This window comes from Devosia sp. Root685, from assembly GCF_001427875.1.
Classification (GTDB): domain Bacteria; phylum Pseudomonadota; class Alphaproteobacteria; order Rhizobiales; family Devosiaceae; genus Devosia.
Genome location: NZ_LMHK01000001.1, coordinates 507,132 through 521,458, shown reverse-complemented (window position 1 = coordinate 521,458; position 14,327 = coordinate 507,132). Strand labels below are relative to the sequence as shown.

Here is a 14,327-nt window from a genome sequence, read left to right as displayed (position 1 = left end):
TTCTCAGGCCTTGTTGGCGAGGTAGAATTTGAGGAGACCCTGCGTGGAGCTATCATGCCCCTCCCCGCTCTGATCTCCCTGAACCTTCGGCAGCAGCGCCTTCGCCAACTGCTTGCCCAGCTCCACGCCCCACTGGTCATAGGAATTGACGTTCCAGATCACGCCCTGCACAAAAACCTTGTGCTCATAGAGCGCCACCAGCGACCCCAGCAATTCCGGCGTCAGCTGCTTGTAGAACAGCGTATTGCTCGGACGATTGCCCGGAAACACCTTGTGCGGCGTCAGCTCCTTGATCTTGTCCTTGTCGAGCCCCTGCGCCTTGAGTTCGGCAACGACCTCTTCCTCGGTCTTCCCCAGCATCAGCGCTTCGGACTGCGCCAGGACGTTGGCCACGAGCTTGTCGTGATGCGGCGGCAGGCTTTCATGCGGCTGCGCGGCAATCAGGAAATCCGCCGGGATGACGTCGGTGCCCTGATGGATCAGCTGATAGAACGCGTGCTGCCCATTGGTGCCCGGCTCGCCCCAGACAATCGGCCCTGTCGACCAGCCGACCGGCTTGCCGTTGAGCGTAACGGACTTGCCGTTCGATTCCATATCCTGCTGCTGCAGATAGGCCGGAAAACGGCTCAACCGCTGGTCATAGGGCAGCACCGCATGGGTCGAAAAACCCCAGACATTGCGGTACCAGACGCCCAGGAGGCCCATGATGACAGGCAGGTTCTGTTCCAGCGGCGTTTCAAGGAAATGCCGGTCCATCGCATCGGCGCCAGCCAAAAACTTCGCGAAATTCTCGTAGCCCACGGCCAAAGCCACCGGCAGGCCAATCGCCGACCAGACCGAATAGCGTCCGCCAACCCAGTCCCAGAACCCAAAGATCCGGTCTTCCTGAATGCCAAACTTGGCGCAGGCCGGGATATTGGTCGAAACCGCCGCAAAGTGGCTCGGCACGGCCTCTTCGCCCAGCGCACCGGCCAGCCATTTGCGGGCCGAATTGGCATTGGTCATCGTCTCGTCGGTCGTAAACGTCTTCGAGGCGACGATGAACAGCGTCTTCTTGGGATCGAGGCGCTTCAAAATGTCATGGATATGCGCGCCATCGACATTGGACACATAATGCGCCCGCAGGTCGGCCCGCGTGTATGGCTCGAGCGCCAGCGTCACCATCACCGGGCCGAGATCGGACCCGCCAATGCCGATATTGACCACATCGGTAAACTGCTCGCCGCCAAAGCCGCGAATTTCGCCTGATCGCACGGCATTGGTATAGGCCTCGATGGCCCCAAGCACCGCCCGCACATCAGGCATCACATCCTTGCCATCGACCTCAACCGGCTTGTCGCCCTGATAGCGCAGCGCCATGTGCATGACGGCGCGGTCTTCGGTGATGTTGATATGCTCGCCTTCGCACATCTGCGCGCGGCGCTCTTCGACCCCGGCAGCGCGCGCCAGGTCGAACAGCGCAGCCATCACCTCTTCGTCGATCCGGTTCTTGGAATAGTCGAGGAGAATATCGGCGCCAGAGGCCGAAAAACGCTGGAAGCGGTTGGGGTCCTCGGCAAACAGCAGCCGCATCGGCGCGCCTTCGATTGCCTTCTTGAGCTTGCCCAGCGCTTCGAAACCGGCCTTACGCCCCGACTTAGCCATCAGCGTCTTCTCCAAGTGAATTTACAGTATGGGCAGGTCGCCGGCCGCCCAGGCAGCCCGCGTTTCCGCCGCAAAATCGGTCATGCGACCGGCTTCGATAGCCTGCCGCGTACCCGCCGTTAGCTCTTGATAATAGGCAAGGTTGATCTGGGAAAGCACCATTGCGCCCAAAATCTCTTCCGTCCTTACCAGATGGTGGAGATAGGCCCGGCTCCAGCGCCGGCAATTAGGGTTGGGCGATTGCTCGTCGAGCGGCCGGGGATCATCCTTATGCCGCGCATTCTTCAGGTTGATGACGCCAAAGCGCGTATAGGCATGGCCATGGCGGCCAGCGCGCGTCGGGTGCACACAGTCGAACATATCGACGCCGCGCTCGATCCCGCCCAGAATATCGTCCGGCTTGCCCACGCCCATCAGATAGCGCGGCCGATCCGTCGGCAACTCCGGCGTAATGTCCGAAAGCACGCGGAACATCACGTCCTGCGGCTCCCCCACGGCCAGCCCGCCAATCGAATAGCCATCGAACCCGATCGACTTCAGCCCCGCCGCCGAGCGCGCCCGCAGTTCCGGATCGTCGCCACCCTGCACGATCCCGAACAGCGCCCGGTTCTGCTGATTGTTGAATGCAGTCTTCGAGCGATCCGCCCAGCGCAGCGACAATTCCATCGCCCGCTCGATTTCCTTGCGCTCCGCCGGCAGCGCAATGCACTCGTCGAGCTGCATGATGATATCGCTATCGAGCAGCGTCTGGATCTCGATCGACCGCTCTGGCGTCAGCTCATAGGACGAGCCATCGATATGCGATTTGAAGGTCACGCCCTTCTCGGTGAGTTTCCGCAGCTTGGCCAATGACATGACCTGAAACCCGCCGCTATCGGTCAGGATCGGCCGCTGCCAGTCCATGAAATCATGGAGCCCGCCGAGCGAAGCCACCCGCTCCGCCCCTGGCCGCAGCATCAGGTGATAGGTGTTCCCGAGGAGAATATCGGCGCCGGTCTCGCGCACCTGCTCGGGATACATGGCTTTCACCGTGCCGGCCGTGCCGACAGGCATGAAAGCGGGCGTGTTGATTTCGCCCCTTGGCGTGTCGATACGGCCGCGCCGCGCCGCGCCGTCGGTTGCGAGAAGGGAGAAGGTAACCTGTTTCGTCGTCGTGCTCATGGGGCGGGTTTCTAGCCGGTTGCCCGGCCGGAAGAAAGGCCCCAGCGGGTCCGCAGCCCACCAATGCCAAAAATCCTGCGCATTGAGCGGCTTGCAGTGGTAAAAGTCCGATTTTCGCCACGCTCGCCTGCCCCTATCGGCAAATCACTTTCCGTTGTTGAGGCCGCTTATGTTCCGCACCGCATTTCTCGTCGCCGCAATTTCCCTCGCTGCCCTTCCCGCCTTTGCTGAGGACGTGAACACGATCGAAGGCCAGTATACCGGCAGCGGCGAAGGCGATTTGACGCTCGACCTCACCCATATCGAAGATGATCGCTATTCCATTTCGATCAACACGGTCGTGCCCATAGAGGAAGAATTCATGGGCTGCGCCGGCGGCATCGATGGCGAAGTTCTGCTCGACAAGAAGGGCGGCAATTTCTTCGTCGAAAACGAAATGTACGATCCCGAAGACGACTCGCCGCTCAACCAGCGCTATTGCGAAATCGGCCTCATCTTTGACGGCGCAGGCGGCGTAACGCTCGAAGAGCGCGACGGCTGCCTCGAATACCACGGCGCCTCCTGCGGTTTTTCCGGCACGCTACTCCACGACGCAGCGGGGATTTAGGCATCTCTCTTTTGCTCCGCTGCCCACTCCAAGAGACCTCATGGTGAGGTGCGGAGCGCAGCGGAGCCTCGAACCACGAGGTCGCGCGAGTGGAGGTGAGGTCTAGGGCCTAAAACACCGCCTCGACCGCATGCATCCCCAGATTGACCGCCCCGAAAATCAGCGCGATCTCAATCCCCAACCCCACAAGGCAAATCACCGTCCCGATCACCGCCCCTACCCCATCCCGGTTCAGCATCGAAAACGCCAGCACGCACAGCCCGGCATTGGGCACCGCGTTGATAAACGGGATCGGCACCGTCATCGCCACGCTGAGCACCATGGTGAAAATGCCGTAGGGAACCGTCGCCGCTGCGCCCGTCAGCCATCGCATCCGCGGCCGCGAAAACCGCGCGATAATCCCCGTTACCCGCACCACCTGCTCGCTCGCCTTGAGGAGCGGCGTCACCGGCAGCTTGCGATTGCCGATGATGCCGGGCAGCCGAATAGGTTTTCCGAGCACCATGGCCAGCGCCACGGCAAACGTCGTCCAGGCAATCGTTCCGCCAAATCCCGGTGGCCCAGGGATCATGTTGAGCAGCGTCAGCATCAGGATCAGCAGGCGATGTGCGCCCGGTCCCATCGCCTCGATCAGCCGCCGAAACGTCAGCTTTTCATCGCCGCTGGCAGCAACAGTCCTTAGTCCCAGGACGATCCGATTGGTGTAGCGAACGATGGGCGGTGTGCCCCGGCTCACGCCGCGTCGTCCTCGTTTCCGCCCGCGCGGAACAGCAGCGAAGAATCGCCATAGGAATAAAACCGGTAACCACTCGATATCGCGTGATGATAGGCGGCCTTCATCTGCTCGAGCCCCGAAAAGGCGCTGACCAGCATGAAAAGCGTCGATTTCGGTAAATGAAAATTGGTCATCAGCACATCGACCGTCCGGAACTTGAACCCCGGCGTGATGAAGATATCCGTGTCGCCGCTGAAAGGCTGCAGCCGTCCACTTGCCCGCGACGCCGTTTCCAATAGCCGCAAACTCGTCGTCCCGACCGCAATCACTCGCCCGCCCAGCGCCCGCTTGGCATTGATCCGCTCGACGGTCGCCTGGTCGATATCGCCCCATTCCGAATGCATGACATGGTCTTCCGTGTCATCCACCTTCATCGGCAGAAACGTTCCGGCACCCACATGAAGCGTCACGCGCTCCATGGTCACGCCACGATCGCTCAATTGCTGCAGCAGTTTTTCGGTGAAATGCAGCCCCGCAGTGGGCGCCGCCACGGCGCCATCCTCGGCGGCATAAACCGTCTGATAATCCACCTTGTCGCGCTCTTCGACCGCCCGCTTGGCTCCGATATAGGGCGGCAGCGGCATGGCGCCATGCGATTTGATCGCCTCATCGAGTCGCGCGCCGCCGAGGGCGAATTCCAGCGTCACTTCGCCCGTATCGCCCTTGCCGGCCACCCGCGCCTTCAGCGCATCGGCCTCTCCATTGCCCAGTTCCAGCTCGTCGAGCAGCGCCAGCTTCTTCGCCGGCCGCGCAAAGGCGCGCCAGGTATGGGCATCGACCCGCTTGTGGAGGTTGAACGACACATTGGCCCGCGTCTCGCCCCGAACCCGCGTTCCTCGCAGTTCCGCCGGCAAAACCCGCGTATCGTTGACGACAAGCACATCGCCCGGCTGCAGGATTTCCAACAAGTCCGGAATATGCCGGTCTTCCAGCGCTTCGCCCGGACGCACCAGCAATAGGCGCGCCGAGTCGCGTGGCTCGGCCGGATGCAGGGCGATCAGGTTTTCGGGCAGTTCAAAGTCGAATTCGGAAACACGCATGGAAGGCTCGTTAGCATGAGTTCTGCGGAATGCGTAGATTGCAGGCCCAGCGGAAACGGAGAAAAGGCAGCAAAGTTGCCCTAAAGCACCCGGATCATCACCGCACCAACAATCAGCAACAGCGCTCCAACGACGCGGCCCATGGTGATCTCGCGCACCGCCATGCCCATGAAGCCAACCTTGTCGAGCACCAGCCCCGCCATAAGTTGCCCCGCCACCGAAAGCGCCATCACCGCCGCCGCGCCCACCATCGGCGTCAGCGTAATATTGGAGAACACATAAAACGCCCCCAGCAGCCCGCCGGCCACCAGCGTCCATTGCGCGGGCGCCGCAAAATTGATCGGCGTCGCGCTAAGATGGCTGAAGAGAAACGCCAGCGCCCAGAGCACCACGCCGCCGGCGAGAAACGACACAGCCGCCGCCGCAATCGGCACTTCGAGCGCCCGGCCAAGGCTGGCATTGATCGGCGCCTGCACGGCAATGCAAGCGCCCGCGAAGACGCCCATCAGCGCCCAGAGCAGAGTATCCATTTTCAAAATCTTGGTCCTGAATGCGAAGGCACGGAATCAGCCGTCTCGGCGGGTCAGGATCACCCGGATGGACCGCTCAGGTCCAGCACTCGCAGCGCGGCGAGCAAAAGGCTGGCGGCCGTAGCCGCCAGCAAAGACTTAGACGATATCCGCAGCCACTTTGACTGAAACCATCTTGTCGGGATCGGTGACGGGCTCGCCGCGCTTGATCTGGTCGACAAATTCCATGCCCTCGATGACCTTGCCCCAGACCGTATACTGGCGGTCGAGGAAGCGCGCATCGCCAAAGCAGATGAAGAACTGCGAGTTGGCGCTGTTGGGATCCTGCGAACGGGCCATCGACGCGGTGCCGCGAACGTGCGGCTCGGCCGAGAATTCCTGCTTGATGTTTGGATACTGCGAACCACCCGTGCCGGTGCGCGAGGGGTTGAAGTCGGGCGTCGTGGAATTGCCGAACTTGACGTCGCCGGTCTGGGCCATAAAGCCGTCGATCACGCGGTGAAACACCACGCCATCATATGCGCCTTCGCGGGCCAGCTTCTTGATGTGGTCGACATGGCCGGGAGCCAAGTCGGGACGCATCGCGATGACGACATTGCCCTTGGTGGTTTCGATGACGAGGGTGTTTTCGGGATCGGCGTAATCGGCCATGATTTTCGCTTTCTTGAGAATGAAGTGGCCCGGATTTAGGGCTAATGAGCGGGGAGTGCAAGGTTGGAGGATCGAGCACGTGGCTCCACCCCCTCCCAGCCTCCCCCATCAAGGGGGAGGTGCTGTATCGAGTTTGGGGCAGGTTGCTTGCCCAATACACCGGCCCGACACCTCCCCATAGATGGGGGAGGCCGGGAGGGGGTGACCCGGCAAACGCCAGCGCGCCCCTACTTATATTCGATCGCCGCATCCACGATCTTGTCGGGATTGGCCACCGCGCCATTGGCGCTCTGCGGACCCTTTTCGAGCGCATCGACGGCTTCCATGCCCGACACGACCTTGCCGAACACGGTATATTGGCCATCAAGGAAGCTGGCATCGCCCGTGGTGATGAAGAACTGCGAATTGAACGAGTTCGGGTCCTGCGAACGGGCCGCGCCGACCACGCCGCGCTGGAAGCTTTCCGAATTGAACTCGGCCTGGACATCAGGCTGGTCCGAACCGCCCATGCCGGCCTGCGCCAGGTTGAAACCAGGCGAATCCGACTTTCCGTACTGCACATCGCCCGTCTGGGCCATAAAACCGTCGATCACGCGGTGAAACACCACGCCGTCATAGGAGCCCGCTTCGGTCAGCGCGATGACGCGCTCGACATGCTTGGGCGCGAGTTCGGGCAGCAGTTCGATATCGACCGTGCCGTCTTCGAGCGTCAGGATCAGATGCGGCTTGCCGGTCTGCGCCATCGCCGGCACGGCGGAGAGGGCAAGGGCGGCAATGGCGAGGCCGGAGAACAGGCGGCGGGAAAAGGTCATCATGATGCTTTCAAGGCCTTGAGGACGATTGGCGGAACGAAGGCGGAAATATCACCACCCATCTCGGCGATCTGACGCACCAATGTGGCCGAGATATGCCGCACGGGCGGGCTCGATGGCAGGAAAACCGTCTGCAGGTCGGGCGCCATCTGCGCATTCATCCCCACCATCTGCATTTCGTAATTGTAGTCGGTCGTGTCGCGGAGGCCCCGAATGATCAGCTTGGCGCCATGCTCGCGCGCCGCATTGACCATTAGCCCCGAGAAATCGACAATTCTGAATTCGGTATTGGTCCGAATGCCAACCGGCCCCAACACCTGCTGCAAAATCGCGTGCCGGTCGGCATGCGAAAACATTGGATTTTTCTTGGTGGCGCTGACGCCGACCCCAACCACCAGAACATCCACCAGCTTGCAGGCCCGCTCGATCACGTCGAGATGCCCATTGGTCAGCGGATCGAACGAACCGGGATAAAACCCAACCAGACCGTTCATCGGCCCCTCCCTCTTGTATTTATTTGGTTTTTGTCACGGGCCGCGATGTGAGGCAAGCGTAACGGCCCCGAGCAGCACCAGCACGGCCCCGCCGGCAAGAAAAGCCACTGGCGTGCCCCACTGGCTGGCAATGAAGCTGCCGATCAGCGGCGCGGACAGCATGGTCATGGTGATCACCGCTTCGCCCGCGGCAAATACCCGCGCGATCCGATCGGGCGGCGCATCGGCCTGCACGATGGTGCGATAGGGCACCTGCATGAAGGCGGTCGCCCCGCCCATGAAACACAGTACCAGGAGGAATGCCGGCAATTGAACGGACCAGCCCATGACCGCCGCAAGAGCGACGGCACAGGTCGTTACGCCCGAAATCACCGCCGCCAGCGACATGGTCAACATCGGCCGCTTGCCCGCCATGCTCCCGGCCACCAGTGCCCCGACAAGGCCACCCAGCCCCGATGCCGAAATGGAGAGGCCAAACGCTGTGGCACCAAAGCCAAATCCCTCCGCCAACAGCGCAATCAGCGCGTCATAGAGAAAGAACGCAAAATAGGCGCAGGCCGAAAAGATCAGCGCCACCATCAACCGCCGGCTGCGCCTGAATTCACCGATCCCCTTGAGCGACTCGGTAAAAAATTTGCCCCTCTCCTCGCTCGGGGTCGGCCGCGGCGGCAATATCACGCTCACCGCAATCAGCGCCGCCACCAGCGACAGCCCGGCATTGAGCATGAAAATATTCTGCGCCGGCCAGAAGGCCAGCAACAATCCGCCCAAAGCCGGTCCTGCAATCTTGGAGGTCTGGTTGATCGCCTGATGCAGCCCGTTCGCCACGCCGCGCAACTCTTCGGGCGTACTCGCCTGGATCGCCGCCTGCCGCGCCGGCGTGAATGCGGAATCAATGCAACCCCGCAGGAAAACCAGCGCCAGCAGCACGCTCGTATCGCCGGCAAAGGCAAAGCCCAGCGTCGCCAGCCCCCGCCCCAGATTGCTGACCACCAGCACGGCACGGATCGGCACCCGATCGACCACCACGGCCACGAATGGGCCAACCAGAATGTAAGGCAAACTCAGCGCCAGCGCGAACATCGCCAGCGCAAAAGGCCCCTGGCCCCAGGCAAAAACCACCAGCGCCACGACCGCCGCATAGTCGAGCCAATCGGCAAAATCCGCCGGAATGCTGGCAGCGGCGAGCCGACGCGGTATCGGCAGACGCAACAGCGCGGCGTAGTTTGCCTTGCTCATTCTCAATCCCGGTCTCTGTCAGTTGCTAAAGCTTTGCCACGGCTCGTAAATCAAGTCAAAGCGCGCACAAAGACGTCCTGCTTGTCCCCATCGATATTGCTCTCAACCAGTGTCCAGTCGTTCTTTTCATAAAAGCCCCGCAAATGCGGCTTTGCCGAAAGGTACACTTGTCGACACCCTTGGATCGACAACAGCTCCAAAACCGCGGAAATCAGCATTCCCGCCACCCCGTGGCCGCGCGCCTCCGGCTCGACCCACAGGGCCGCGAGGCATGGGCCGAGGCCGGGCCGGGCATCGATATCCGCCATGATGCTTGTGGCCGTCCCGGCAAACGCGCCACCCCGGATCGCGACCAGCGTAAATGGAAATTTCGTTGCGGACAGCACGGTATCGAGCGCAGCGTCCACGTCCGAAAGTGGCTCGCCATAAGGCTCCCACCATGCGCGCCAGATGCGATCGGCCACGACGGACCGATGCGTCATGGCCGCGCGCAGATCATGGATTTCGACGGCGGCCCCGCGATCGTCCCCTGTCGCTTGCCCCATCAGGCCCGCTTCTGCAGTGCCAGCCAGACCCCGCCGGCCATCAGAATGACGCCGGAAACCCGGTTGACCATCCGCACACGGGCCGCGGTCAGCAGGTGCCGCGCCCGCCCCGCCGCCACAGCATAGATGCAGTCGCTGGCGGTCGCGACGGCCATGACGATAAGGCCAAGGATCAGGATCTGGCCGAAGGCGGGCCGGCTCACGTCGACAAACTGCGGCAGGAAGGCGCTAAGGAACAGCAGCGTCTTGGGATTGGCCCAATTGGTCAGCGCCCCCTGCCAGAGATAGCGGCCGATCGGCAGGCGCACGCCATTGGCGAAATTGAGCTGACCGGAGGATCGGAACATTTTCCAGCCGATCCAGATCAGGTAGGTGGCGCCCACCAGCTTGATGATTTCGAAGGCGCCCGAAACGACATTCATCACCGCCTCAAGGCCCACGGCAACAATGAGCACCATGCTGAGCATGCCCAATTCAGTGCCCAGAATAGTGAAGAGCCCTGCCCTCGTTCCGCCCGCCAGCGAATTGGCGATGACGATGGAGACCGACGGCCCCGGGATGATGGAAAACAGCAGGCAGGCCAGAACGTAAGGCAAAATGATTGCGGGGTCGATCATGACAGCTCCTCACAGGAGCCGGCGATGGACTCCTACCGGCAGCAAGCAAGCCATCGCGCGGAAGAAAGTGCAAGGGGTTGTATGGTCAGCAACCCACCCAAAAACAAGAAGGGCGCCGAGGCGCCCTTCTATTTATTATTCGCTGGAAGGTGTTTCCGGAGCCTCAGGCGCATCACCCTCGCCCTCTTCGCCTTCAGGTTCACTGATGCGCTCCACCGACACGACCTTCTCGTCCTCGGCCGTATCGAACACGATAACACCCTGAGAGCCGCGGCTGACGATGCGGATCGGCTTGTCGCCGCCCACCGGCAGGCGAATGGTCTGGCCGCCATCGCTGATCAGCATGATCTGGTCTTCGTCTTCCACCGGGAAGCTCGCGACCAGATTGCCGTTGCGCTTGTTGACCGCCATGGCGACGATGCCCTTACCGCCGCGCCCGGTGATCCGGTATTCGTGGCTGGAGGTCCGCTTGCCATAGCCATTCTCGGAAATGGCGAGAATGAACTGTTCGGTCGCGCTCATAGAGGCATAGAGTTCCGGGCTCAGCGCGCCCGCCACCACATCGGCCTCGTCCGTGCTCGGCTCTTCGCTCTCGGCTTCCCCGCGCACCGCACGGCTCATCTTGAGATAAGCAGCGCGTTGTTCGGCGTCGGCGTCGGAATGGTTGATCACGGCCATGGAAATGACCTTGTCGCCATCGGCCAGCTGAATGCCGCGCACACCCATGGAGTCGCGGCCCTTGAACAGGCGCACATCATCCACCTTGAAGCGGATCGCCTGACCCAAAGCCGTGGTGAGAAGCAGGTCATTGTTGACCGTACACGTCTCGACCCCGACGATCTCGTCGCCTTCATCGAGCTTCATGGCGATCTTGCCGTTCTGGCGCACTTCGACAAAGTCGGCCAGCGAGTTGCGGCGCACGGTGCCGCGCGTCGTTGAGAACATGATGTCGAGATTGCCCCACGAGGTTTCATCCTCTGGCAGCGGCATGATCGAGGTGACGCGTTCACCCTGCTCGAGCGGCAGGATATTGATGATCGCCTTGCCCTTGGCATTGGCCGCCGATAGCGGCAGGCGCCAAACCTTGAGCTTGTAGGCAATGCCGCGGCTGGTGAAGAACAGCACCGGCGTATGCGTATTGGCGACGAATAGCCGCGCCACGAAATCTTCCTCGCGCGTCGACATGCCCGAACGGCCCTTGCCGCCGCGGTTCTGCGCCCGATAGGTCGAAAGCGGCACGCGCTTGATATAGCCGGCATGGCTGACGGTCACGACCATGTCTTCGCGGGCGATCAGGTCTTCGTCGTCGAAATCGGCGACGTGATCGGAGATCTCGGTCCGGCGCTTCGAGCCAAACTCCTCGCGCACCGCTTCGAGTTCTTCGCGAATGATCTGCCGCACGCGGTCGATCGAGCGCAGGATATCCAGATAATCCTCGATCTCGGCCCCGAGCCCATTGAGCTCTTCGCCGATTTCATCACGGCCAAGCGCGGTCAGACGCGCCAGACGCAGTTCGAGAATGGCGCGGGCCTGCTCTTCCGAAAGGTTGAACGTGCCGTCCTCATTGATGCGGTGACGCGGATCATCGATCAGCGCAATCAGCGGCGCCACATCAGCAGCCGGCCAACGGCGTGTCATCAATTGCTCGCGCGCCGTCGCCGGATCGGGCGCGGTGCGAATGAGCGCGATAACTTCGTCGATATTGGCCACCGCAACAGCCAGACCAACCAGGATATGGGCGCGATCTCTGGCCTTGTTCAGAAGGAACCGGGCGCGACGCGTCACCACTTCCTTGCGGAAGGCGATGAAGGCATCGAGAATCTGCTTGAGATTCATCAGCTCCGGCTTGCCGCCATTGAGCGCCACGAAGTTGCAACCGAACGAGGACTGCAGCGCCGTGAACCGGTAGAGCTGGTTCAGCACCACTTCGGGCAGCGCATCGCGCTTGACCTCGACAACGACGCGCATGCCTTCGCGGCTCGATTCATCGCGCAGATCCGCGACGCCCTCGATCCGCTTTTCGCGCACCAATTCGGCGATGCGTTCCACCATGGAAGCCTTGTTCACCTGATAGGGAATCTCGGTGATGACGATGGCTTCGCGTTCCTTGCGCACCTCTTCGACAGTGGAACGCCCGCGCACGATGATCGAACCGCGACCGGTCTCATAGGCCTGCCGGATGCCGGCACGGCCCAGAATAATGCCGCCGGTCGGAAAATCCGGACCCGGCAGGTGCTCGAGCAGCTCTTCGGTCGTGACACTGGGATTGTCCAACACCGCCAGCGCCGCATTGATCGTCTCGGCGAGGTTATGCGTCGGAATATTGGTCGCCATGCCCACGGCGATGCCGCCGCCGCCATTGACCAGCATGTTCGGAAAGCGCGCCGGCAAGACGGTCGGCTCGTGTTCCGAACCGTCATAGTTGTCGCGGAAATCAACCGTGTCCTTGTCGAGATCATCGAGCATGAAGTTCGTGATCTTCTGCATGCGCACTTCGGTATAACGCATGGCCGCCGGCATATCGCCGTCGACCGAACCGAAGTTGCCCTGGCCCTGCACCAGCATCTCGCCCATGGAAAATTCCTGGGCCATGCGGACGAGCGCCATATAGACGGCGCTGTCGCCATGCGGGTGATATTTACCGATCACATCGCCGACGACACGCGCCGACTTGCGGAAGGGCTTGTTGTACTCGTAGCCGTTCTCGCTCATCGAGAACAGAATGCGGCGGTGCACGGGCTTCAAACCGTCGCGAACATCGGGAAGCGCGCGGCTGACGATCACGCTCATGGCGTAATCGAGGTAGCTCTTGCGCATTTCGTCGGTGATATAGATCGGAGCGATGTCGCCGCCTGGCATCGAGCCGGCTGCACCTTCTGGCGTATCTGTCACGTTGTGATTCTACGTTGGTTATTCTTGCCCAACATGTAGTCTATTTCGGCTCAAAAGGCCAATTTCCACCCCAATAGGCTGTGGAGAGCGCCGTGGCGTCATCCCGCGCAATCCGGTTCGCTCGCCTCCCCGGCAAAGCGGGCCCGCGTCCAGTCGATGAGGCCCCCGGTCAGAAGCGAATCCGGCGCCACCAGCGAGACGTGCTCAAGCCCCTCATAGCGCCGGTAAATCAGGTTCGTACCATCCGCACAAAGCCGCGCCGCGAAGGCCGTCTGCACCGGCTCCAATACGATCTCGTCTGCCATCCCCTGCGCAATGAAAACCGGCATATCGAACGGCCCCACCGGAATATTCTCCTCAAGCCGCCTGCCGAGCGGCGTCCCCTCCGGCATTGTCGAAAACAGATCGCCCGGCATCAGCGCCAGTTCCGCCATCGAAAACAGCGCCCGCGCGTCCACGGCGCAGCGCCCGGCAATGTCCCGCAACAGCGGCCCGCGATAGCCGCTCACATAGTCTTCGACATGCACATCGTCATAGGTCTGCGCATAGGCATAGAGCAGGAAGCTCGAAACGATCTTCCCGAACAACCCATCCTGCGCCCCCTCGACCAGGGCCGGCAAATCACTCGCCGGCGCCTGCGCCGCAATCCCGAGCACCGCGACATCGGGCGCATAGCGTTCCGCAATCATCCCGGTCCATAGCGCCGAATGACCACCCTGCGAATGCCCCCAGACGACCGTCCGTGGCGAAATATCCGCCTCCACCATCTGCGCCGCCGCCCGCACAGAATCGAGCACCGCCCGCGCCGCATCCTCCCCCACGAGATAGGCATGCCCGCCCTCGGTGCCGAGCCCGACATAGTCGGTCCCCACATAGGCCCAGCCCTCCGCCAATAGCGCGGCAACCGCCGGCACATTGTTGAACGGCCCCACAACCGAAGGCGCACAACCCGGCGCCGTACCATTGGTCCCATGCGCCCAGGCAACCGGCAGCAGCGGCCCATTCGCCGCCTCCGGCACCATCACCACGGCGCTGGCCACCGCCGGTGTCCCATCGATCCGCGTCGTCATATAAAGGATGCGCCATGCCCGCGCGCCCTCCGGCACATCGAGATCATAGGGCTCGACCGCCAGCAAAGTCCCCGGCGCCCCCTCGGCCACAGCCGAGCGATAAAACGCCGCCGGCTGATCCGGCCGCGCCCAAAGCCAGCCCCCGCCAATCAGCCCGGCCACTACGACCAGCAGGCCGACGCCCACAATCAAAAATCGACGCATATCGCCCCCTGTCGCCAGGAGCCTAGCAGCCCGCCCCCGCCCGCGC

At 62.1% G+C, this 14,327-nt stretch carries 14 protein-coding genes; 1 reads left to right on the top strand and 13 read right to left on the bottom strand.

The features are described from left to right. Window positions 1–3: 3 nt before the first annotated feature. Together pgi and tgt are read right to left on the bottom strand one after the other, a co-directional pair. On the bottom strand, window positions 4–1,644 hold the full coding sequence (gene pgi / locus ASD83_RS02505) for a glucose-6-phosphate isomerase (RefSeq protein ID WP_056309804.1): 1,641 nt from the start codon (window positions 1,642–1,644) through the stop codon (window positions 4–6). 21 nt (window positions 1,645–1,665) lie between these two features. Next, window positions 1,666–2,805 (bottom strand): tRNA guanosine(34) transglycosylase Tgt, encoded by a 1,140-nt coding sequence (gene tgt, locus ASD83_RS02500; RefSeq protein WP_056307630.1) that lies wholly within the window; start codon window positions 2,803–2,805, stop codon window positions 1,666–1,668. Window positions 2,806–2,974: 169 nt separating this feature from the next. Between tgt and ASD83_RS02495 the strand changes: the two genes are divergently transcribed. Next, window positions 2,975–3,412: a hypothetical protein gene (locus tag ASD83_RS02495; protein WP_056307628.1), complete on the top strand. Its 438-nt coding sequence runs from the start codon at window positions 2,975–2,977 to the stop codon at window positions 3,410–3,412. Window positions 3,413–3,521: 109 nt separating this feature from the next. Here the strand turns inward: ASD83_RS02495 and ASD83_RS21090 are convergent, their stop codons facing one another. From ASD83_RS21090 to ASD83_RS02440, 11 genes are all read right to left on the bottom strand, one after another. After that, on the bottom strand, window positions 3,522–4,148 hold the full coding sequence (locus ASD83_RS21090) for an exopolysaccharide biosynthesis protein (RefSeq protein WP_056307625.1): 627 nt from the start codon (window positions 4,146–4,148) through the stop codon (window positions 3,522–3,524). Further along, a complete protein-coding gene (queA, locus tag ASD83_RS02485) occupies window positions 4,145–5,227 on the bottom strand; it encodes a tRNA preQ1(34) S-adenosylmethionine ribosyltransferase-isomerase QueA (protein ID WP_056307623.1) in 1,083 nt (360 codons plus the stop codon). Before queA ends, ASD83_RS21090 begins: the two co-directional genes overlap by 4 nt. An 80-nt stretch (window positions 5,228–5,307) precedes the next feature. Beyond that, entirely contained in the window at window positions 5,308–5,757 is a 450-nt protein-coding gene (locus ASD83_RS02480; RefSeq protein WP_156385703.1) for a DMT family transporter, read from the bottom strand. A 138-nt stretch (window positions 5,758–5,895) separates the two neighbouring features. Then, entirely contained in the window at window positions 5,896–6,408 is a 513-nt protein-coding gene (locus tag ASD83_RS02475) for a peptidylprolyl isomerase (RefSeq protein ID WP_056307621.1), read from the bottom strand. 227 nt (window positions 6,409–6,635) lie between these two features. Then, the gene (locus ASD83_RS02470; protein ID WP_056309801.1) at window positions 6,636–7,220 is read right to left on the bottom strand and encodes a peptidylprolyl isomerase; all 585 of its coding nucleotides are present in this window, start codon (window positions 7,218–7,220) and stop codon (window positions 6,636–6,638) included. Next, window positions 7,220–7,714: a pantetheine-phosphate adenylyltransferase gene (coaD, locus tag ASD83_RS02465; protein ID WP_056307619.1), complete on the bottom strand. Its 495-nt coding sequence runs from the start codon at window positions 7,712–7,714 to the stop codon at window positions 7,220–7,222. The genes ASD83_RS02470 and coaD overlap by 1 nt, the downstream gene beginning before the upstream one ends. Before the next feature lie 33 nt (window positions 7,715–7,747). Then, the gene (locus ASD83_RS02460) at window positions 7,748–8,953 is read right to left on the bottom strand and encodes an MFS transporter (protein ID WP_056307616.1); all 1,206 of its coding nucleotides are present in this window, start codon (window positions 8,951–8,953) and stop codon (window positions 7,748–7,750) included. Between the two features lie 50 nt (window positions 8,954–9,003). Next, window positions 9,004–9,498 (bottom strand): GNAT family N-acetyltransferase, encoded by a 495-nt coding sequence (locus ASD83_RS02455; protein WP_056307614.1) that lies wholly within the window; start codon window positions 9,496–9,498, stop codon window positions 9,004–9,006. After that, window positions 9,498–10,115, bottom strand: a complete 618-nt coding sequence (locus tag ASD83_RS02450; RefSeq protein ID WP_056307612.1) for a LysE family translocator — start codon at window positions 10,113–10,115, stop codon at window positions 9,498–9,500. The genes ASD83_RS02455 and ASD83_RS02450 overlap by 1 nt, the downstream gene beginning before the upstream one ends. Window positions 10,116–10,250: 135 nt before the next feature. Continuing rightward, window positions 10,251–12,974 (bottom strand): DNA gyrase subunit A, encoded by a 2,724-nt coding sequence (gyrA, locus tag ASD83_RS02445; protein ID WP_156385856.1) that lies wholly within the window; start codon window positions 12,972–12,974, stop codon window positions 10,251–10,253. Window positions 12,975–13,105: 131 nt separating this feature from the next. After that, window positions 13,106–14,281: a lipase family protein gene (locus tag ASD83_RS02440; RefSeq protein ID WP_162249114.1), complete on the bottom strand. Its 1,176-nt coding sequence runs from the start codon at window positions 14,279–14,281 to the stop codon at window positions 13,106–13,108. Between the last annotated feature and the right edge of the window lie 46 nt (window positions 14,282–14,327).

What these genes read in the sequence shown, in the direction of transcription:
- coaD (WP_056307619.1), bottom strand. Translation starts at nt 7,714, where the DNA reads ATGAACGGTCTGGTTGGGTTTTATCCCGGTTCGTTCGATCCGCTGACC.
- ASD83_RS02440 (WP_162249114.1), bottom strand. Translation starts at nt 14,281, where the DNA reads ATGCGTCGATTTTTGATTGTGGGCGTCGGCCTGCTGGTCGTAGTGGCC.
- ASD83_RS02475 (WP_056307621.1), bottom strand. Translation starts at nt 6,408, where the DNA reads ATGGCCGATTACGCCGATCCCGAAAACACCCTCGTCATCGAAACCACC.
- gyrA (WP_156385856.1), bottom strand. Translation starts at nt 12,974, where the DNA reads ATGCCAGGCGGCGACATCGCTCCGATCTATATCACCGACGAAATGCGC.
- ASD83_RS02495 (WP_056307628.1), top strand. Translation starts at nt 2,975, where the DNA reads ATGTTCCGCACCGCATTTCTCGTCGCCGCAATTTCCCTCGCTGCCCTT.
- pgi (WP_056309804.1), bottom strand. Translation starts at nt 1,644, where the DNA reads ATGGCTAAGTCGGGGCGTAAGGCCGGTTTCGAAGCGCTGGGCAAGCTC.
- ASD83_RS02450 (WP_056307612.1), bottom strand. Translation starts at nt 10,115, where the DNA reads ATGATCGACCCCGCAATCATTTTGCCTTACGTTCTGGCCTGCCTGCTG.
- ASD83_RS02470 (WP_056309801.1), bottom strand. Translation starts at nt 7,220, where the DNA reads ATGACCTTTTCCCGCCGCCTGTTCTCCGGCCTCGCCATTGCCGCCCTT.
- ASD83_RS02455 (WP_056307614.1), bottom strand. Translation starts at nt 9,498, where the DNA reads ATGGGGCAAGCGACAGGGGACGATCGCGGGGCCGCCGTCGAAATCCAT.
- ASD83_RS02460 (WP_056307616.1), bottom strand. Translation starts at nt 8,953, where the DNA reads ATGAGCAAGGCAAACTACGCCGCGCTGTTGCGTCTGCCGATACCGCGT.
- tgt (WP_056307630.1), bottom strand. Translation starts at nt 2,805, where the DNA reads ATGAGCACGACGACGAAACAGGTTACCTTCTCCCTTCTCGCAACCGAC.
- ASD83_RS02480 (WP_156385703.1), bottom strand. Translation starts at nt 5,757, where the DNA reads ATGGATACTCTGCTCTGGGCGCTGATGGGCGTCTTCGCGGGCGCTTGC.
- queA (WP_056307623.1), bottom strand. Translation starts at nt 5,227, where the DNA reads ATGCGTGTTTCCGAATTCGACTTTGAACTGCCCGAAAACCTGATCGCC.